The organism is Methylosinus sp. PW1 (assembly GCF_000745215.1).
Taxonomy (GTDB): Bacteria; Pseudomonadota; Alphaproteobacteria; order Rhizobiales; family Beijerinckiaceae; genus Methylosinus.
Map to the genome: position 1 here is coordinate 50376 of NZ_JQNK01000002.1, position 19208 is coordinate 69583.

The following is a 19208-nucleotide window of genomic DNA, read 5'->3' on the forward strand; positions in this document are numbered from 1 at the left end:
TCTCCGGCCGGTTACGGTTACATTCCTCGCCCGGAGGGGGCTGCGAAGTGGAACATCGGAACAAATATTATTATTCAATGATTTAGCTGTTCCGTTCGTGTTCCAGTGTTCCGGCGCGATCGGAACACGGAGCGGCGCATTTTCGCGCCACTCCCCTGCTACAGTTGCTACGGTTTGAGCCGATCCGCGAGGCCGAAAATTTTCTGAAAACGCCACTTCGGCGAACTGACAAAACTGACGAAACCTCCCGGCGGCAGAAAAATTTCCGCGAAAGCGCCGGGGGCGATACCCCCAAACCCCCCAAAACATCGGCGATCTTTCGGCGATCGGCCCGACGTGATGGCGCTGTGGCAGGTAGCGATCGGGAGGCCGGCGGGCGGGGCGAACAATCCGAACCGCGATCCGGAGACCGGGCGGCTCCTTCCGAAGGGCAACCGCCTCAATGTGGATAATATACACGTTGAGGATACGACCGAGCGCCCCACTGGCACATCCGCCGCCGCCGGCCTTCGCCGCCTTCACGCCGCAGCGACGCGCTCGGCCCTGACATGAAAGCCATTGCAGGCACATCGCTCGACAAGGGCGTAGAGCTGGACGCGCTGGCGAAAGAAGAAAACCCCGCCTCGGAAGGCGGGGTTGTCGGTCCTGCGGACTTGTTATCGTCAATGTGGACCCGCCACCCGGAGGCGGACTTGAGGCGCACCACGTTTCCGCGAGCGCAATCGTCGTCTATCTAGGCTCAGACATGCTTTTTGTCAATGAATCGAGCCCGATCGCAAAGAGGACAGCGCGGTGAATTCGCTTTAATTCTTCATTTGAAACAATGATTTGAAGATATTTGCGCTTGCCCGTCGCTCTGTCTCTGCCCGTATAGGGCAGGCCGAGCCGGTCAAACGAGACCGTAGCAAGGATGTCCGCTTTTGCCCATTTTATACGTCCTTCGTAAGGTGGAGGAGCGTCGACAGGCAATTCAATTCGGCATTGGTAGTGAATGCCCGCGCGCGCTGGTGTCATGCTTAGCGGGACAACAGTGCAAAGTCTGTCTCGATATGGAAGCCGCGGGGAAATTACGACTGCAAGCCTTTCTTTCACCATCTCTGGTTCACGAAATCCCGTCGTGTAGTCGCAAATAACTATCATGCCAATTTTGGGCGGGAACTGTAGGGCCATTCGATCGAGCGCCTTCCAACCTCATGCGGAGATTTCGCGCACTTTTGCGCATAATCGCTCAAAAGCCTACCGACCCTTCCGCAACCTCACGCCCGCGCCCTCGCCGTTCTCGTCGACGAAGATCACGCCAGCGGCCTCGAGGGCGCGTTGAAGCACGTCGAGCGTCGCATTCCTTGGCTGAGACGCGCTCGCTTCGAACTGCCTCACCGTCACCACACCGACGCGCGCCGCTTCGGCGAGCTGTTGCTGTGACCAATCGAGAAGAGCGCGCGCGGCGCGGCATTGGGCGGGATTCATGGTGACTTTTTATCATGAGCCATATCAAAACACCAGAAACATCGAAAAAAGCTTGAAACGTCATAAAACATCGATTAGCGTCTAATCCGTCGTTTTTCGACAGCTTAGAGCGCAACCACGCCGGACATTCCAGTCTCGGCGAGCGCTCCCGGCTTGCCTGAAGGAGGAAAAGACATGCCGAATACGACCATCGCCAACGCGGATCGGCTCCACTGGCCCGGCCGCGCTCATTTCCTGCAATCCGTCGAGCAACACGCCTGCCAAGCCGCCGGCCTCGCGCGCGCCCTATGGAATGCGATCGAAGGGCTAGATGGCGATATCGACGAGCGGGACAAAATGGCACTCTACGAATTGGCGGGCGCAGTTTCCGACCATGCCAGTGCGACCCTTTACGCGCTCTACCGCGAGGATGATCTCCGACGCGCTGCTCGTCCCGTCCCGACCGAAGAGGAGGCGCGCTCATGAGCGAGCAAACTATTTCGGAACTCGACCGCCTCGCAAATCGGCTCCTGGAAGCGTCCACTCGCGCCTTCGGAATCAACGCGGCGATCTCTCACATCGTCGACCACGACGACTGTCTGAATCGGGGAACCGCCGCGCTGATGGATCACTTTTGCGACGATTTGGAAAAAATCGCGAATGGTATCCATGATTTGGTAAGAGCCTCGCGGCCCCATAGCGGCGCCGAGGAGCCGAGCCAATGACGACTCGCTCCTCTCTCCCCCGTCTTCTCGCCGCTCGCGCGCTCCTATGGCTCGCCCGCCGTGTCGATTTGTCGGCTCCTGCGGTTGAGCGGGCCGATCGTCCGCCGACCTTGTGGCAACTGGCGCGCCTTCTCGCCCGCGTGAAGATGGCCCGCTGGCGTCTCTATCTCGCGAGGATCACATCTTGAACCTGAGCCGCCGGGGCCTTGCGCCTCGGCGGAAGATTTCTATTAGTGTTCAGCACATTTAGAATTGACGCCCTCCTATCTGAGTTCTATACAGATATCGTGAGGAGGGCGAATCATGGCGCTGGTGAGCGATCTGGTGAGGGCAATAGCGGAGGTCGAGGGAATCCCCCCCGAGACGATGGACGTGGTTGCTCGCCATGCGAGAGAGGCGGGCTATCTGACGACGGGCGCGCGCGGGAGAAACGCCCCTCCTGCCACGGTGACCGACGCTGTGAATTTGATCATCGCCGCCAATGCCGGCGGCTGCGTGCTGCGGCAGGCGCCCGAGGCGGTCGCGCTCTATCGACGGCTTGCGACCAATGGCGGGTTTCGGAAGGTCGAGGCGCGGGGAGTGAATCGCGAGTATTTCGCGATCGAGGACGAGCCGATCGCGTTCCTGAGCGATTATGCGACTCTCGGCGAAGCCCTCGAAAAGATCATCGATGGCTTCGTTAGCGGAGACCTGGAAAAATTCCTTCTCATGCGCGCGATGATGACGCTCCATGAGCGCGAATTCGATGCGATGAATCGGGAGCATCCGGACGAGCCGGCTCGCGTTCATGCGCTCATCGAGAGGGCGCAGCTGGCGCTGAGGGCCGGCTTGACGATTCAATTCGCGCTTACCTTCAATCGCCCTCTCCCCTCCGCGATATTGGAAATATCCACTGTCGGAGGGCCGATCGCGAAAGTCGAATTCGCGATTCACGCCGATGATTTCACGGCGGCTGAACAAGACGGCCGGTTGCGAGCGTGGTGTGCGGCCGATCGACAGGACTCGACCACGATCGGCTACCGCACGTTGTCCCGGATCGGGGACGCGCTGCGAGGCGCGCCGCTGGAATTTGGGTTGCCACCCTTCGACACGCCCACTGAAGACCGTGAGATTGACACGCCATACAAAACGTGAGAATATCACGAAATGAGTTTCACCTTCAACTCGACCTTCTCGGTCTTCACGCCCTCCGAGGCGGAACACATCACAGGCGTTTCGGTCGCTCTGCAACGCGACTGGCGCCGTCGTGAAATTATGCCGAAGCGAGACGGGCACGCCCGTTTCGACCTGCATGACCTCGCGGACATGCTGACTCTCAAAATGTGCTCTGACGCCGGCATGAGCCTCGAGTCGGCCAAGAGCTGGGTCCCCTTCGTTCCTGCGGCGATCATCATGCACGCCCTGAGCCGGCCGGGGGCAATCGAGGGAGATGACGCGGAATATTTCGCGATGCACGGCGCATCCTACGCGCGAAGCATTGCCCTTAGCCGCTCGCGGGTCATTGCAGGGGGAGACCTAATAATCTGGGCCGACGGAACGTCCGAGGTCGTCTCGTCTGCGACCGACGCTATTCCGTCTGCGACGCCCGAAAAGCTCTACGGAGCTGTGAAAGTCCTAGTCCTCGAAGAGATCGGGCACGAGTTCGCGCGCCGGGCTTCGCCGCGCTCGCTCGTCCACATCGAGAGGCGCACCTCCGACACCTCCTAATCGCCCGTCGTGAGACGGCGACTTCCTTTCCGTAGGAGACCACACAGATGGCGAACGAAATTCAACCCGCTTCGGCGGGAACGGGAGGCTTTTGCCTGCCCGTCGACCTTCCCGTGCGTTTGCGTAAGCCGAATCTCACCGGCTCCGAGTTGTCCGAGTATCTGTCGCTAAAATTCGGATGGAAGGTCGCGCCGGCGACATTGGCGAAGTGGCGCAGCGTTGGCGGCGGGCCGCCTTTCTACAAGCCGAGTTGCACGCCGCTCTATCCGACGCAGACCGCCGATGAATGGGCGCTCGCGCGCCTCGGCAAACTGAAGAGCAGCACGTCCGACACGGAGGGCGCGGCGCAATGAAAAGCGAGACCTTCGACCACCTGCTGAAGCTGCTCGTCGAAGTCGACCGCAGCCGGCACATCGCCGCGATAAAAGTCGCCGCGCAAATCCTCGACGAAGAAGGCGCCGAGAAAGATGGCGCCCTCGAGCAATTGCTCGCAGCCTTTCATCGGCAGGCGCAAGCACGCCAGTTCGCAGAATCGCGCGAGGAATATTCGTTCACACGCGCGCCTGATCCGTCGCTTCCGCCGGGCGCGTCCTATTACCCGATCGGTTCGCTCCTGACCGAGTCGCCGTCCCCGATGACGGCGTATCAGGTGATCGATCTCGTCGCGCCGAAATATCGCTACCGCTATCGGCTTCGGCGACGTGTGCAAAACGACCTCGCTCGCTTCACGGCCTATTTCGGCGGGCTCGTCTGGTTGCAGATTTTTGGTGACCGCGAGCCTGTTCCGACGTTCGAGCGCGAGACTGTGACGAGCTGGCTCACGGCCGGCGGCCGCGCCTGGATCATCGCTGAACTCGAGCGCCGCGCCGAGCGTCGCGTCATTTCCTTCAGGGGGCGTGCATGAACATTCACGAAAACGCCGCCAACTCTTGCACAGTCGGCGGCGCAGAAATCATCGATAACCACGATCTGCATATCACCATGGATGCCAACAAATGCAAGGATAAAATGGAGATCGCCGAACTGATCGGATCGCTGAGCTTCATCGTCGTTAGTCTCGACGAGGCCGCGCGCGAGGCGGCGGTTGCTGCGGATGCAATCTGCGACAAGAACATCATCGCCGGCCGCTACCACGTCCAGCGCTTCGCCGCACACGCCCGCGCGGCGACTCTTGCTTTTCGCGACATCATCGATGGGGAGGCCGCTTGATGGCTGGACCTGTCGGATTCGAAACCTGGACGCAAGAGCAGCGAAACGCATGGTCGGCGGAGGAATATCGAAACTACGCGGAGAAGAAGAAGAGCGCCGCGTCGGAAGCTTTCAAATTGTCGAAGCCGGCGGCGCGGGCCGATGGACGGCCGGCCACGTTGCCGAGCGCGTCCTGGCCCGCGCCGAAGCCGATCGAATCGTCTCTCCCGCGCGTCGCACCGCTCGACCCTGATCTATTGCCCGAGGCGATCCGCGACTATGTGACGGATGTTGCCGACCGCCAACAGGCGCCGCCTGACTTCGCGGCTGTGGCGGCGCTATGCGGCCTCGCATCGATTATCGGCAACGCCTCCCGCGTCCGCCCGAAGCAGCATGACGACTGGGAAGTCGTCCCGAATTTGTGGGGCGCGATCGTCGGCCGGCCGAGCGCGATGAAGTCCCCGGCGATGCGCTCGGCTCTCGCGCCGGTCTATGCGTTGCAGGACACTCTGCGCAAGGAATGGGAGACGGCGCAGCGCGAGGCCGATATCGAGGATGCGCTGTCCGATCTCGACGCGGCCGATGCGCGCAAGAAAGCCGCGAAGGCGGTCAAGGCCGGAGACCGCGAAGAAGCCAAGCGCCTGCTGGCGGAACATTCGAAAGGCGACGAAGAGGATGCGCCTTGCCCGCGGCTGATCGTCAATGATGCGACGGTCGAAAAGCTCGGCGAACTGCTGAACGAAAACCCGCGCGGGCTGCTGCTGATCCGCGACGAATTGCCGGGCTTCCTCGCCCGCATGGAGTCGGAAGAATTCCAGTCCGAACGCGCCTTCTACCTCGAGGCGTTCAACGGCGATGGCGCATTTACCTATGACCGCATCGGCCGCGGGACGATCCACATCGCAAGCGCCACATTGTCCATGATCGGCGGCGTTCAGCCGGCGCGCATCGCGCCTCTCGTCAAGGGCGCTATGACCGGCGAGCGCGACGACGGATTGATTCAACGTCTTCAACTGGTGGTGTGGCCCGACGATCTCTCCGCATGGACCTGGACCGACCGCAGCCCAAGCGCGCAGGCTCGAGATCGATATGATGAGGCGTTCCGCGATCTCCACGACTTTGCGAAAAGCTGCGCCGATCCGGCCGTCTTCGGCTTCAACGCCAAGGCTCAGGATATGTTCCGGCAATGGATGACGGAGCTTCAGACGGAGGCGCGTTCCGGCAAGCTCCCGTCCGCCCTCGAAAGTCATCTTCTCAAAATGCCGAAGACGGTCGCGTCGCTGGCGCTGATCTTCCATCTTGTCGACGGCGGACGTGATGCGATCGGCGCTGAGGCGACGGGGAGAGCCCTCGACTTTGCGGACTATCTGCGCAGCCATGCGAACCGTCTATATTCGGCCGGGGCTGTTGCAGTGGAGAACGGCGCGAAGCTGATCGCCGAGCGCCGGGCGCAGTTGCCGGAGCTGTTCACGGCGCGGGACGTGCAACGGAAGGCATGGGCGGGGATCGCGGATCGGGATTCCGTCGCATCCGCAATCGACCTGCTTATGACCGCCGGTTATTGCCGGGAGGCTCCCGCGTCACCCTCGTCGAACGGAGGCCGTCCGACCGTCTCATATATCTGGAATCCTCGCTTAAAAGTTGAGGGATGAAGATGGGAAGATGGCTGTCTCTCGCCTACGCCGAGGCGGACGAAAAAATCGCGGAAACGCCCGTCTGCGGTACTGACGAAACTGACAAAACCCACGTCCGAGGGGTTTCGTCAGTTTTGTCAGTTCGCCAAATGAGCATTTCCGAGAAAATTTCGAGGCCGGCCGAAGCGGCCTCGGGAGGTTTCGTCAGTTTTGTCAGTTCGCCAAAGGGCGCTTTCTCAGAAAATTTCGTCGCGCGCGCTCCCTCTCCCGAGCCTGCCGTTCGTTTAGTGGTTGAAGAGCCGGAGTCGCCCGAGGCGGCCGTCGCCCGCCGGCTAGACGCGATGGCGCGGGAGAACGCCGATCGCCACGACTGGTGGCGAGCCTCGCCCTATGAGCCCTCCGGCTCGCTCGTCATCCGATCCGCCATGACCGGCGAAGAGATCACGATTCACCTACCTCGAGGAAGGACACGCCATTGACCGCGCATGTTCTCGTATCCGGGACGCTCTACCGCGCGCCCGAGCAAAAGACATCCAAGGCCGGCAAGCCCTTCGTCGTCGCCACCATCCGCGCAAAGGATGGAGACGGTTCGCAGTGGTGGAAGGTCATGTGCTTTTCCGAAAGCGCTGGCGCCGAACTGTTGCGGCTCGCGGACGGCGACGCGCTATCCGTCCAGGGCTCTATGAGGGCCGAGCTATGGACGCCCGAAGGCGGCGAGGCGCGTGTCAATCTCACCGTGTTCGCCGATAGCGTGCTGGCGCTGCGCCCGGCCGCGAAGCCGCGCACGAAGAAAGAGAAGACCGAGCCGCAGCGCCCCGCGCCGGCCGATCGCGGCTTCTCCCGACATGCCGGCAATGGCGAAGATTATTTCGGCGACGCAATCCCCTTTTGAAGAGGCACCCAAATGACAGTTATTCCTTTCAAACCTACCGTCCGCCCACGAGTTATTCTCGACTGCGGCACTGTGACGAGAAGCAATGAATTCCCGATCGGGGCGACGATATTCTGGCTCGATTACGAGGAGGGCGATCTATCCGCAACCGTGTGGACTGGGCAGAGCTATGAAGCCGCGCGCTCTTTCGCCAGAGATTTGGAGAAAGACGGGGCGAGATTGGTTGACCGAACGCTGAACCAATCATAATTGCGCGCATTCCAGAATATTCCAGAAAAACTACTTTAGTCCGAGCTGTTGACCTATGCCTCGCGCGCGCGGTGAACTGCTCGCGATGCTCGAGAACTTCAAATCCCGCGTGGTTCATCTCGCCGCCAAGGCGCTGAATGTCCCGCTGTCGTCACCGGCGGCGCTGGACATTTTCGGCGTGCCTGCGTCCGGCTCCGGCTTGCATGTCGACGCCCTCACGGCCTTGCGCGTCCCGGCTGTCGCCGCTGGCGTCCGGCTAATCTCGGAAGCCGTCGCGACGCTGGACGTAGAACTATACCGCGAGGCGGCGACCGGCCGAGAGAAGGTCGAGCCGCGCGACCATCCCGTCGCCCGCGTTCTCGAGCGCCCCGTCCCATGGCTCGGCGAGTCCGAGTGGAAGCGCCAGCTTGTCGCCGATGCGATCATATGGGGCGACGGCTTGGCGCTGGTCAATCGCGTCAGAGGCGAGCCCCGCGAGCTGCCTCGCATCGACCCGCGTAGCTGTAACATCGTCGTCGACATCGTGACCGGCGAGCCGTCGTATAGCGTCGCGCTGCAACAGGGCGGAGTCGAGACATTTAGCTATCGCGATATCGTCCATTTGCGCGGCCCGACGCTCGACGGCGCGAAGGGCCTCGGCCTCATCAATCTCGGCGCTGAAGCGATCGGCTTGGCGCTCGTCCTCGAGGGCCATGCGACGCGCCTATTCTCCCGCGGCGCTCGCCCCGGCGGCGTTCTCGAGATCGCTGGCAAGCTGACGACTGAGACGATGGCTCGCCTTCGCGACTCGTTCTCGAACATCTACAGCGGCACTGGCAATGCCGGACGGACTGCAATCCTCGAGCAGGGATCAAAGTTCACCCCGCTTCAACTATCGTCGGTCGACGCTCAGTTTCTCGAACTGCGGAAATTCCAGACGCTCGAAATCGCGCGCTTGCTGAATATCCCCGCCGTGCTGTTGAACGATCTCGAACATGCGACGTTGAACAATTCCGCCGCGCTGGCGCAACTATTCCTCGACCGCACGATATCGCCGATCTTGGAGCTTTTTGAAGACGCGCTCGAAAGAACGCTTCTCACTGACGAAGAGCGCGACGCCGGATATTGCATCGAATTTTGCACGCAGAATTTCGTGCGCGCCGATCTCGATAAGCGCTTCGCGGCGCTGAAGACGGGAATCGAGTCGGGCGTGCTGACGCTCAATGAGGCGCGCGGGCGTGAAGGTCTCCCGCCTGTCGCCGGCGGCGACAAGCCTATGCGTTCCGTCCAGGTGCTTCCGCTCGACGCGACGCCGGCTCCGCAGCAACAGACGCAGGAGCCGACGCTATGACTCTCGAAACCAAAGACCACAGGCTCGAATTCAAATTCGTCAGCGGCGAAGATACCGGCGCGTTTGAAGGGCTCGCGGCTGCATATGGCAACGTCGACTCGTCCGGCGACATCATCGCGCCTGGCGCATTCGCTGCGTCGCTCGCCGAGCATAAGGCCGCCGGCACGTGGCCCGCGCTGCTCTGGCAACACGACATGGCCGAGCCGATCGGCGCTATCGACGCGCTTTATGAGACGCCCGCAGGCCTGCATATCAAGGGCCGTCTCGACTTGAACGTCCGCCGCGGCGCCGAGGCGCATTCCCTCATTAAGTCGGGGGCGATCAAGGGCCTTTCGATCGGCTTCCGCACAATCGCCGCGACACGCGATGCGCGCGGCGTCCGCACGATCAAGACTGCATGGCTCGGCGAGATTTCTGTCGTGACGCTCGCCGCCAACGACAAGGCGAAGGTCACGAACATAAAAGGTGCAAAAATGGAAAACGACGACGTAGTCGACGAGCTGGACGTGAAGGCGATCAATGAGAAGATCGAAGCGCTCGAATCGAAGAGCGCGAAGCTCGACGAGATCGAGAAGAAGCTCGCCGATGCGGAGAAGCGCGCGGATGCTTTCGAATTGAAATTGAAACGCCCCGGCGGCCCCGCTCCGAAAGAGGACGCCACGGCGATCGAGACGAAGGCTTTCTCGACGTTCATCCGCCGCGGCCGTGAAGCGCTCGACCATACCGAGATCAAGAGCCTTCGCGTCTCGGACGACACGGCCGGCGGCTATCTGGCACCGGCTGAATTCTCGCGGGAAGTGGACAAGAATATCGTCCAGTTCTCGCCGGTTCGGCAGGCCGCGCGCGTCGGCGCCACGTCGAGCGGCAGCGTGATTGTTCCCCGCCGCACGGGCGCGCCTACGGCCACCTGGACCGGCGAGACGGAAACGCGATCGGCGACGGGCTCGGCCTATGGCCAGATCGAAATCGATATCGAAGAGGCGGCCTGTTACGTCGACGTCAGCAACAAATTGCTCGAGGACGCGGCCGTCGATATCGCCGCCGAAGTTGCATTCGATCTCTCCGAAGAATTCGGCCGTATCGAAGGGCTCGCCTTCGTGTCGGGCGACGGCGTGAAGAAGCCGCTCGGCTTCATGTCCGACACCAATGTCGGCTATACGGCCGGCGGTGACGCCAGCGCCGTGAAGACGGACGGCCTGATCGACCTATTCTATGCTCTCGCGCCCGCTTATCGCCAGCGCGGCACATGGATGATGAACGGCTCGACGCTCGCGGCCGTGCGAAAGCTCAAAGACGGGAACGGGCAATATTTGTGGCAACCCGCGCTTATCGCGGGCCAGCCGGAAATGATCCTCGGCCGTCCCGTGGTGGAGGCCGTTGACATGCCCTCGGTCGCCGGCAACGCATATCCGATCGCTTTCGGCGACTTCACGGCGGCCTATCGCATTTACGATCGCGTGAACCTATCGCTGTTGCGCGATCCGTATTCCGTCGCGACCTCGGGCCTCACGCGCTTCCATGCTCGCCGCCGCGTCGGCGGCGCCGTGGTTCGCGCCGAGGCGATCCGCAAGCTGAAGATCGCGACGAGCTGAACATGAGCGACACCTTCGCATCATTCCAGCCGGGCTTGTCTGACGTTGCGACGCGACACTTCGCTGTCACGCCTTCGGACTCGACCGACCTCGCCGTCAAGCCGCGCGCGATCTTTTGCAAGGTCGCGGGCGACGTGGCGATCCGCGACGAGGGCGGAACCGACATCACATACACGCTCACGCAAGGGCAAATCCTGCCCTTCCGCGGCGTGAGAATTCTTTCGACCGGCACGACGGCGACCGTCGTCGGCTGGTATTGATTGGAGACATCGCCAATGCGCGACATGACGAATAACATTCAACTGAAGCGGGTTATCTCGCCGATATCCGTCGCCGACAATACGGCGCAGGTCGGGCAGATCATCGACCGGCTCGGCTATGACGCAGTGACCTACATCATCAATCTGGGCTCCATCGCCGACGCGGATGCGACCTTCGTCGCGCTGCTCGAGGAAGGCGACGCCGCGAATCTGTCCGACGCTGCGGCCGTGGCGGACGCGGACATGATCTCTCAGACGAGCGGGACGGCGCCCGAGGCTGCGGCGAGCTTTCAGTATGACTCGGACAATCAGGTTCGAAAGCTCGGCTACGTCGGCAACAAGCGATACACGCGCCTGACGATCACGCCCGCGAACAATGCGAGCGCTGCGCTGTTCTCGGCTTCGGCCGTGCTGTCGCATTCTCACATCGCGCCGGTGACGCAGGCGACTTCGTAATTGCCAGCAATGGCAGCGATGCGCGACCACGGATGAACTGGCGCGCATCGCAACATCTTCGGAGGCAAATCCTGACGGCGAAACGGCTAGCCGAAAAACGAAAAGCGCGATGCGGGCCTCCGGCCTTGTGATGGGTTTCATACCGCTCAATCGCGCAAAGCCGCGCTTCATTCACGGGATCGAAAATGCCTTACGTTGCGCCGCGCCATTGTCCGCACCATCGCAAGCTCTTCGCCGGCCCGCGCTGTCCCGAATGCGCCAAGGAGTCGAAGGCGCGCGCCGACGAGCGGAGACCGAACGCAGGCGAACGCGGCTACGGCGGCGACTGGCGCAAGGCTCGGGCTGAATTCCTCGAGGCGCATCCGAACTGCGCACACTGCGGAGCGCCCGCAACCGTCGTCGACCACATCCGACCGCACAAAGGCGACCGCGCGCTGTTCTGGGACCGATCGAACTGGCAACCGCTCTGCAAGCCCTGTCACGACCGCAAGACGGCGACGCACGACGGCGCGTTCAGGCCGAGGCCGGGGGGCGGGGTCCGAGGTCGAGCTGGCGGCGCGTGACCGACTGAGGAGGCTCGCTCCCGATAGACGACAATTGAGCAAACACACATAAAGGAAACTTTATATGAGGGGCGCAAAGCCGAAACTCGAGGCCATTGCCGGGGGCCTCTCTCGTCTCCCGCCGGCGCCCGCGTGGTTGCCTTCCGAGGCAAAATCGGAGTGGCGGCGCGTGGTTCCGGGCCTGCGGGAGCGCAAGACGATCACGCGGCAAGATTTGCAGGTGTTGGAAGCCTACTGCCTCGCTTGCGGCCTTGTCCGATCTTCGCAAAAGATCATCGCGGCCGAGGGCGATATGATCGAGACGACGCGCGGAGAGAAGAAGCGCCATCCAGCGCATCAAACGCTGTTTCAGGCGCTCACGGAATCGCGCCGGCTCGCGGCGGAACTCGGCCTTACGCCCGCCAGCCGGAACAAGGCGCCGATCGCCGAGGATGACGACGACCTATCGGACCTCGACCTGTGACCTCGACCTATCCCGAATGGATTTTCGACGGCTCGCCGATCGCCGATCCTCTCGGCCATGGCGAGCGCGCTGTCGGCTTCCTGCGTCGCCTGCGCCACCCGAAGAGCCGCCTTCCGAAACGCGCCTTCGATCTCACGGATTGGCAAGAGCGCATAGTCCGGCGCATTTACGGGCCGTGCCACGCTGACGGTCGGCGCATCGTCCGCAATGTCGTCATGCTGCTACCTCGCGGCAACCGAAAGACCTCGCTCGGCGCGGGGCTCGGCCTGCTACACGCCATCGGTCCCGAGCGCGTGCCGGGCGGCCTGGCGCTCTTCGCGGCGTCGGATCGCGAACAGGCGCGCATTGCCTTCGAAGAGGCCGCCGGTATCTGCCGCGAAGACGAGCGCATAGAGAAGGCGCTCCGCTTCATCGATTACCGCCACAGGATCGAACATCCGAAGAGCGGCGCAAGCCTTCGCGCGATCTCATGCGACGCGGCGCGCCAGCATGGCAGCACGCCGACCTTCGCACTGGTCGACGAGCTCCACGCATGGCCCAAACGGGACCTGTGGGATGTTCTCCGCACGGGTTTGGTGAAGACGCCCGGCTCGCTGCTCGTCGTCATCACGACGGCGGGCCGAGGCCAGCAAAACGTCGCTCACGAAATCGTCGACTACGCGCGGCGCGTGGCGCGCGGAGAGATAGACGACCCCGGAACTCTGCCGATTCTATTCGAGACGGCGGCGGACGCGGATTGGCGGGACGAAGAGGTTTGGCACCGAGCTAATCCCGGCCTCGCCCAAGGCTTCCCCGATATCCAGGGGCTGCGCCAGCTCGCCCTCGAGGCCGAGGCGCGCCCGGCCGATCGGGAGGCGTTCAAGCAGTTGCACTTGAATGTTTGGCTGGACCATTCTGTAGATCCGTTCGTCGATATGGCGATCTATGACGAGGGCGGGGAACCGCTCGACCTCGAGGCGCTTGCCGGCGAGCCCTGTTACGTTGGCGTCGACCTGTCCAGCAATTCGGATTTGACCGTCGTGGTGGCGCTCTGGCGCGTGGGTGACGGTTACGCCGTGATGCCGCAATTCTTTTGCCCCGGCGACAATCTCAGGGGCCGGCAGGATCGCGACGCGGTTCCTTATGTCCGATGGGCGGACGAGGGACACATAGAGCCGACGATCGGAAACGTCGTCGACTTCCGGGCCGTTGAAGATTGCATCCGGGATCTCTGCGGCCGGTTCAACGTCCAGGAGATCGGCCTCGACCCGCACCTTGCGCGCTCGACGCTCAACAACCTCGCCGAAGACGGCTTCCCCGCGGTCGAGGTTCGCCAAGGATGGGTCACGATGGCGCCGGCGATCAAGGAACTCGAGCGCGCGATCGTCGGGCGGCAATTCCAGCATGGCGGCCACCCGGTTCTCAGGTGGTGTTTCGATAACGTCGTCGTCGAGACCGATCGCGCCGGCAACCGCCTCTTCACGAAGGGGAAAGCGCGGGAGCGAATCGACGGCGCGGTCGCCTGCGCTATCGCCGTCTCGGTCGCGTCCAATGATGACGCCGGGCCGAGCGTTTATGAGACCGGCGAGCGGCCGGACGGGTTTCTCTTCGTATGAGCGACACGACCGAGGCCGTTGTCACCGTCCAATTCGTCGACCGGATCGCCGGCTCTGACAAGCTGGTCGCAATGGCCGTCGTCGAGGTCGAGATCGCGGGCGTCGTGATCCTGCTACAGGGCGTGAAGGTGGTGAAGCGGCCGGGCGGCGGGCTGGCATGTGAGGCGCCATGCTTCAGGGCTCCCGACGGCCGATGGCTTCCGGCCGCTGTCCTCCCGCCGGACCTCGCCGAAGGGCTCGCGGCTGAAGTCTTCGCCGCGATGGCGCGGGACGGATGAACCGTCGCAAACGTCGCAAGTGTCGCAAGGGGGAGGCGCGAAAACGCACTTTTGCCGCCGCGAGGTTTCGTCAGTTTTGTCAGTTCGCCAAACGAGCGTTTTCAGAAAATTTTCAGCGGTCACCGCCGCCTGTGACCTTCCTTGCCGTGGTGACCATCAGCGCCAGTCGTCCCCATATGGTTACAACTGTCACCGCCGCCTGTGACCTTCCTTGCCGTGGTGACCTATTGGTGACCGGATTTGCCGGACTTGGCGGCTTGTCGTCGTAAGTGCTTGATTTACTGGCGCGCCCGAAGGGATTCGAACCCCTGACCTCTGCCTTCGGAGGGCAGCGCTCTATCCAGCTGAGCTACGGGCGCGTTGAGGCTTCTGCGTCTTCACTATCGCATGCGGGCGGGGCCTGCAATCGGGCAGGACGGCCTTTTCACGCGGCTTTCGACGTTTTCGCCCGATTTGGGCGGTGATTCACAGGTCTATGTCTTCGTCGAATATCTCGAGAGGCAACAGACGGCGGAAGCGGACCGCGAACCCATCGTCGGTCTGGCGAATGACCTCGGCCTGCGTCCGCTTCCCGATCGTGATCTTCTCGCCCGGGGGGACCTGCACCTCCGTCCGCAGCGAGGCGCCGCTGCGCGAGAGATCCACGATCTCGCAGGGCAGAGTCACTTGCGCCACGGTGAAGGTGGTGAAGCGGCGCTTGGGCCGCAGACGCTCGTGATCGCGGCAATGCGGGGCGTTCGGCGCGGCGTGTCGCGTCAGCCAGGCGAATTGCATCGCCACATGGGCGCGCGGCTGATCCGCGATCTCGAGGTCCACGGTGAAGCCGCCCTCGAAGAGACGAATCACCGCGCCGTCGAAACGGCCCCAGCGGTCGAGATCGAGCGCGATGCGGTCGCCGACGGCGGGCCGGAAGTCGCTGCGCAAGGCGACAACGTCCGCCGACATGTCGATGGTGCGGCAGGCGTAGCGGCGCTGGTCGGGCGGCACGCTGAAGCGGCCGTCGAAGCGCGGCTCGGCGATCGTCTCGGCGGCGCGCTGCTCCGCCCCGATTTTGGGGCGCAAATCTGGTCGTCTCACGGCCGTCGCTCCACATGCGCGGCGCTCGCCAGCCGCGCATGGACTGGGGCGCAGACGAGTTGCGGCCGCATAACGACCGTAGAATATTATTTAGTCTCAATAGTTTCTGCGTGACGGCGATACAGCTGTCGGGGCTAGCTTACGCATGTTAGCGGCAATACGTAAATCGGGCTTGAATCGAAGCTGCGCAATTTGATGGCGTCGGGCTCCCGTGACGTCGCCGCCCGCTTGCGCTAGAAGGCGCGCATGCGCGCGCTTCTTCTCATCTTTCTGGGGTCCGGCTTGGGCGGGACCTTGAGGCATATCGTCAATACTTCGTGCCAGCGCTGGCTCGGCGCGCAGCTCCCCTGGGGCGTTTTCCTCATAAACGTCAGCGGCTCCTTCATCATGGGCCTCGCCGCCGGCTATTTCGCCTTCAAGGCGGGGGCGGGCTGGTCGCAGCCGATGCGGCTCTTCGTGACCACGGGCGTGCTCGGCGGCTATACGACCTTCTCCGCTTTCTCGCTGGATGCGGCCACTCTGATCGAGCGCGGCGACACGCTCGCCGCCGGGCTCTATGTGGGCGGCTCGGTGGGGCTGTCGATCATAGGCCTATTCCTCGGACTTTATCTGGTGAGGGCTTTGACATGACCGGGGAGGCGGCGCAGGCGCCGCAATCGACGCCCGTGCAGACGCTGATCGTCGACGAGGACGAGGCGGGACTGCGGCTCGACCGTTGGTTCAAGCGGCGCTTTCCGGCGCTGGCCCTGTCGCATCTCGCCAAAATCTGCCGCAAGGGCGAGGTGCGCGTCGACGGCAAGCGTGTCGACACCTCCACGAGGCTCGAGCAGAATCAGAAGATTCGCGTGCCGCCGCTCAAGCTGGAGACGGTCGCGGCGCCGGCGGTGATGCGGGCGCGGCCGGAGGATGCTCGCGCGCTCGCCGAGATGACCTTGTTCGAGGACGCGCATCTCCTTGTTCTGAACAAGCCTTATGGCCTCGCCGTGCAGGGCGGCTCGGGCATGAAGCGGCATATAGACGGAATGCTCGAATCGCTGGCGGTGGGCGACAAGCGGCCGGTGCTGGTGCATCGGCTCGATCGCGACACCTCTGGCGTGCTGCTGATCGCCAAGAACAGGCGCACCGCCGCCGATCTCGGGGAAATCTTTCGCTCGCGGCAGGCGCATAAAATCTACTGGGCGCTGGTCGAGGGCGTGCCGAAGCCGGCGCAGGGCCGCGTCTCGCTCTATCTCGCCAAGGGCGCGGATATGGTCGATGAGCGCTCCCGCCGCAGCGGCGAGCGGCGCGCCGCCGACCCCGCCGACGCAAGGGAGAAAATGCGCGTCGCCCGCCATGGCGACGAGGGGGCGCAGCATTCGCTGACCTATTACGCCATCGTCGACAAGGCGGCGCCGCGCTGCGCCTGGCTCTCGATGAAGCCTTTGACCGGCCGCACGCATCAGCTCCGCGCCCATGCGGAGGCGATCGGCTGCCCGATTTTCGGCGATCCCAAATATGGCCATCGCCCGGAAGACGAGGTGCGCCGCCGCGATCCCATGCGCGCCATGCCCGCGGAGCTCGAGCCCAAGCTGCATCTTTTGGCGCGGCGGCTTATTCTGCCGCATCCCAAGGGCGGGACGCTCGACGTCACCGCGCCGCTGCCGCCGCATATGAAGAATAGCTGGGCGTTTTTCGGCTTCGATGTGGGGCAGGACGATCCCATATTGTCCGCGCCAGACGCGTGAGCCCGCGAGACACGCCCGAGGAGAGCTCCCATGTCCCATGAAAGCGAAAATCTCGCCGACGGCCTTTTCGTGCCCGATGAGGAGCGCAATCCGCTGCGCAATGCAGTGCAGAGGGGCGCGAGGCCGGAGCTGCCGAAGCGATTCTACCAATCGGCCGCCGTCGGCGAGGCCGATGGCGGCTATGCCGTCCTGCTCGACGGGCGGACGGTCAAGACGCCGGCGCGGCGAATATTGACGACCCCGTCCTCGCCCTTGACCTCGGCGCTGGCCGAGGAATGGGGTGCGCAGGGCGAAAGGCTCAATCCCACATCCATGCCTTTGACGAGACTGGTTAATTCGGCGATCGACGGGGTCGCGGACCGGCTCGAGGAGGTCGCCGCCGACGTCGCCAAATATGCGGGCTCCGACCTCGTGAGCTATCGCGCCGACGAGCCGGCCGGCCTCGCCGCGGCGCAAGCGGCGGCCTGGGATCCGCTGCTCGCCTTCGCCAAGCAGCGGCTCGGCGCCGAGCTCGCCGTGACCTCGGGCGTGATGTTCGTCTCGCAGGCCCATGAGGCCACTGCGGCGGTGGCGGAGGCCGTGCGCGCCTATGCGGGGCAGGGGGCGCACGCCCCCTTCCGTCTCGCGGCGCTCCACGCCATGACGACGCTCACCGGCTCCTGCCTCATCGCGCTCGCCGTGGCGCTGGGCGAGATGGATGCGGACGCCGCCTGGGCGGCCGCTCATGTCGATGAGGACCATCAGATCAAGGCCTGGGGCGCCGACGACGAGGCCATGGAAAGGCGGACGCGGCGATTCGCGGAGATGAAGGCCGCCGCGCGGATCATCGAATTCTTCAGCGGCGCCGCCTGATCGATGGGCGCCGACGGGTATTTTTCCGCCGGGCGCGGGCGGGCGTAAGGTCCGCGCGTCCAATCCCTTCGGTAAAGACGCGCTCGGCTCTTGCTTTGACCTATACGCTGGGTTACGGAACGCGCGGTCAGACGGCGCCCGGGGCTCCCGCCCCGCGTCACATCGCCGCCCCCGCCGCAAAAGTCGGACATCGCCATGCCGAGCCTGCTCGAACAATATTTGCCGCTCGTGATCTTCATCGCCCTCGCGGCGATCATCGCCGGCGCGCTGCTGGTTCTCCCCTTCCTGGTCGCCTTCAAGGCGCCGGACCCGGAGAAGCTCTCCGCCTATGAGTGCGGCTTCAATCCTTTCGGCGACGCGCGCATGAAATTCGACGTGCGCTTCTATCTCGTCGCTCTGCTCTTCATCGTCTTCGACCTCGAGGTCGCCTTTCTCTTTCCCTGGGCGGTCGCCTTCAAGGAGGCGGGCAGCTTCGGCTTCTGGTCGATGATGTTCTTCCTCGGCGTGCTGACCGTCGGCTTCGTCTATGAATGGCGCAAGGGAGCGCTCGAATGGGATTGATCACTCGCGAGAGCCCGGCTCTCGTCGCGCCCTCCGCCAAGGGTCTCGTCGATCCGCGCACCGGCAAGCCGGTGGGCGCGGACGATCCATTCTATCTCGGCCTCAATGACGAGCTCGCCGACAAGGGCTTTCTCGTCACCGCGACCGACGATCTCATCAATTGGGCGCGCACCGGCTCGCTGATGTGGATGACCTTCGGCCTCGCCTGCTGCGCGGTCGAGATGATCCAGGCGGCCATGCCGCGCTATGATCTCGAGCGCTTCGGCTTCGCGCCGCGCGCCAGCCCGCGCCAGTCGGACGTCATCATCATCGCCGGCACGCTGACCAATAAGATGGCGCCGGCGCTGCGCAAGGTCTACGACCAGATGCCGGAGCCGCGCTACGTCATTTCCATGGGCTCCTGCGCCAATGGCGGCGGCTATTACCACTATTCCTATTCGGTGGTGCGCGGCTGCGATCGAATCATTCCCGTCGATATCTATGTCCCCGGCTGTCCGCCTTCGGCCGAAGCGCTCGTCTATGGCGTCCTGCTTCTGCAAAAGAAGATTCGCCGGAGCGGCACGATCGAGCGGTGATCGGTTCGCGCTTCTCCAGGGGAGCGCGCAAGAATGAAGAA

The 19208-nt window shown here is 63.4% G+C and carries 26 protein-coding genes and 1 tRNA gene; 23 read left to right on the forward strand and 4 right to left on the reverse strand.

Annotation, left to right across the window (positions count from 1 at the left end; genetic code table 11):
* Positions 1–729: 729 nt before the first annotated feature.
* Together K369_RS28080 and K369_RS00640 are read right to left on the reverse strand one after the other, a co-directional pair.
* Positions 730–1170, reverse strand: a complete 441-nt coding sequence (locus tag K369_RS28080; protein WP_084570371.1) for a type II toxin-antitoxin system PemK/MazF family toxin — start codon at positions 1168–1170, stop codon at positions 730–732.
* Positions 1171–1236: 66 nt separating this feature from the next.
* Complete coding sequence (locus tag K369_RS00640) at positions 1237–1467, reverse strand: DNA-binding transcriptional regulator (protein ID WP_036286391.1); 231 nt, start codon at positions 1465–1467, stop codon at positions 1237–1239.
* Positions 1468–1641: 174 nt separating this feature from the next.
* Between K369_RS00640 and K369_RS00645 the strand changes: the two genes are divergently transcribed.
* The 18 genes from K369_RS00645 to K369_RS00740 all read left to right on the forward strand — a co-directional run bounded on the left by K369_RS00645 (position 1642) and on the right by K369_RS00740 (position 14378).
* Positions 1642–1932: a hypothetical protein gene (locus K369_RS00645; protein WP_036286394.1), complete on the forward strand. Its 291-nt coding sequence runs from the start codon at positions 1642–1644 to the stop codon at positions 1930–1932.
* The gene (locus K369_RS00650; protein ID WP_036286396.1) at positions 1929–2171 is read left to right on the forward strand and encodes a hypothetical protein; all 243 of its coding nucleotides are present in this window, start codon (positions 1929–1931) and stop codon (positions 2169–2171) included. Before K369_RS00645 ends, K369_RS00650 begins: the two co-directional genes overlap by 4 nt.
* 303 nt (positions 2172–2474) lie before the next feature.
* Entirely contained in the window at positions 2475–3305 is an 831-nt protein-coding gene (locus tag K369_RS00660; protein ID WP_036286402.1) for a hypothetical protein, read from the forward strand.
* Between the two features lie 12 nt (positions 3306–3317).
* A complete protein-coding gene (locus K369_RS00665) occupies positions 3318–3878 on the forward strand; it encodes a MerR family transcriptional regulator (protein ID WP_036286405.1) in 561 nt (186 codons plus the stop codon).
* A 47-nt stretch (positions 3879–3925) separates the two neighbouring features.
* Positions 3926–4231, forward strand: coding sequence for a hypothetical protein (locus K369_RS00670; protein ID WP_036286408.1), 306 nt, complete (start codon positions 3926–3928; stop codon positions 4229–4231).
* On the forward strand, positions 4165–4782 hold the full coding sequence (locus tag K369_RS00675) for a hypothetical protein (protein WP_156967623.1): 618 nt from the start codon (positions 4165–4167) through the stop codon (positions 4780–4782). Before K369_RS00670 ends, K369_RS00675 begins: the two co-directional genes overlap by 67 nt.
* On the forward strand, positions 4779–5087 hold the full coding sequence (locus K369_RS00680; protein WP_036286413.1) for a hypothetical protein: 309 nt from the start codon (positions 4779–4781) through the stop codon (positions 5085–5087). The genes K369_RS00675 and K369_RS00680 overlap by 4 nt, the downstream gene beginning before the upstream one ends.
* A complete protein-coding gene (locus K369_RS00685; protein ID WP_245278041.1) occupies positions 5087–6718 on the forward strand; it encodes a YfjI family protein in 1632 nt (543 codons plus the stop codon). The genes K369_RS00680 and K369_RS00685 overlap by 1 nt, the downstream gene beginning before the upstream one ends.
* 2 nt (positions 6719–6720) lie before the next feature.
* Positions 6721–7179: a hypothetical protein gene (locus tag K369_RS00690; protein WP_156967624.1), complete on the forward strand. Its 459-nt coding sequence runs from the start codon at positions 6721–6723 to the stop codon at positions 7177–7179.
* Complete coding sequence (locus K369_RS00695; protein WP_051948649.1) at positions 7176–7592, forward strand: single-stranded DNA-binding protein; 417 nt, start codon at positions 7176–7178, stop codon at positions 7590–7592. The genes K369_RS00690 and K369_RS00695 overlap by 4 nt, the downstream gene beginning before the upstream one ends.
* A 304-nt stretch (positions 7593–7896) precedes the next feature.
* Positions 7897–9171: a phage portal protein gene (locus K369_RS00700; RefSeq protein WP_084570372.1), complete on the forward strand. Its 1275-nt coding sequence runs from the start codon at positions 7897–7899 to the stop codon at positions 9169–9171.
* Positions 9168–10763: a phage major capsid protein gene (locus K369_RS00710; RefSeq protein ID WP_084570373.1), complete on the forward strand. Its 1596-nt coding sequence runs from the start codon at positions 9168–9170 to the stop codon at positions 10761–10763. The genes K369_RS00700 and K369_RS00710 overlap by 4 nt, the downstream gene beginning before the upstream one ends.
* Positions 10764–10765: 2 nt before the next feature.
* Complete coding sequence (locus K369_RS00715) at positions 10766–11023, forward strand: hypothetical protein (protein ID WP_036286427.1); 258 nt, start codon at positions 10766–10768, stop codon at positions 11021–11023.
* A gap of 24 nt (positions 11024–11047) precedes the next feature.
* On the forward strand, positions 11048–11479 hold the full coding sequence (locus K369_RS00720; protein ID WP_245278042.1) for a hypothetical protein: 432 nt from the start codon (positions 11048–11050) through the stop codon (positions 11477–11479).
* Between the two features lie 185 nt (positions 11480–11664).
* The gene (locus K369_RS25110) at positions 11665–12042 is read left to right on the forward strand and encodes an HNH endonuclease (protein WP_084570374.1); all 378 of its coding nucleotides are present in this window, start codon (positions 11665–11667) and stop codon (positions 12040–12042) included.
* Positions 12043–12106: 64 nt separating this feature from the next.
* Positions 12107–12505, forward strand: a complete 399-nt coding sequence (locus tag K369_RS00730; protein WP_036286433.1) for a phage terminase small subunit P27 family — start codon at positions 12107–12109, stop codon at positions 12503–12505.
* Complete coding sequence (locus tag K369_RS00735; protein WP_036286436.1) at positions 12502–14100, forward strand: terminase large subunit; 1599 nt, start codon at positions 12502–12504, stop codon at positions 14098–14100. Before K369_RS00730 ends, K369_RS00735 begins: the two co-directional genes overlap by 4 nt.
* Complete coding sequence (locus tag K369_RS00740) at positions 14097–14378, forward strand: hypothetical protein (RefSeq protein ID WP_051948654.1); 282 nt, start codon at positions 14097–14099, stop codon at positions 14376–14378. The genes K369_RS00735 and K369_RS00740 overlap by 4 nt, the downstream gene beginning before the upstream one ends.
* A 282-nt stretch (positions 14379–14660) precedes the next feature.
* Here the strand turns inward: K369_RS00740 and K369_RS00745 are convergent.
* Together K369_RS00745 and K369_RS00750 are read right to left on the reverse strand one after the other, a co-directional pair.
* A tRNA-Arg gene (locus tag K369_RS00745) sits at positions 14661–14737 on the reverse strand.
* Positions 14738–14843: 106 nt separating this feature from the next.
* Positions 14844–15455, reverse strand: a complete 612-nt coding sequence (locus tag K369_RS00750; RefSeq protein WP_245278043.1) for a PilZ domain-containing protein — start codon at positions 15453–15455, stop codon at positions 14844–14846.
* A gap of 246 nt (positions 15456–15701) precedes the next feature.
* Between K369_RS00750 and crcB the strand changes: the two genes are divergently transcribed.
* The 5 genes from crcB to K369_RS00775 all read left to right on the forward strand — a co-directional run bounded on the left by crcB (position 15702) and on the right by K369_RS00775 (position 19167).
* Positions 15702–16085, forward strand: a complete 384-nt coding sequence (gene crcB, locus K369_RS00755) for a fluoride efflux transporter CrcB (protein WP_036286442.1) — start codon at positions 15702–15704, stop codon at positions 16083–16085.
* Positions 16082–17179 carry an RluA family pseudouridine synthase gene (locus tag K369_RS00760; RefSeq protein WP_036286445.1) on the forward strand — a complete coding sequence of 366 codons (1098 nt, stop codon included), beginning with the start codon at positions 16082–16084 and terminating at the stop codon, positions 17177–17179. Before crcB ends, K369_RS00760 begins: the two co-directional genes overlap by 4 nt.
* Before the next feature lie 30 nt (positions 17180–17209).
* Positions 17210–18031, forward strand: coding sequence for an ATP12 family chaperone protein (locus K369_RS00765; protein ID WP_036286447.1), 822 nt, complete (start codon positions 17210–17212; stop codon positions 18029–18031).
* Positions 18032–18226: 195 nt separating this feature from the next.
* Positions 18227–18592, forward strand: coding sequence for an NADH-quinone oxidoreductase subunit A (locus K369_RS00770; protein ID WP_018265968.1), 366 nt, complete (start codon positions 18227–18229; stop codon positions 18590–18592).
* The gene (locus tag K369_RS00775) at positions 18583–19167 is read left to right on the forward strand and encodes an NADH-quinone oxidoreductase subunit B family protein (RefSeq protein WP_036286453.1); all 585 of its coding nucleotides are present in this window, start codon (positions 18583–18585) and stop codon (positions 19165–19167) included. The genes K369_RS00770 and K369_RS00775 overlap by 10 nt, the downstream gene beginning before the upstream one ends.
* Positions 19168–19208: the final 41 nt, after the last annotated feature.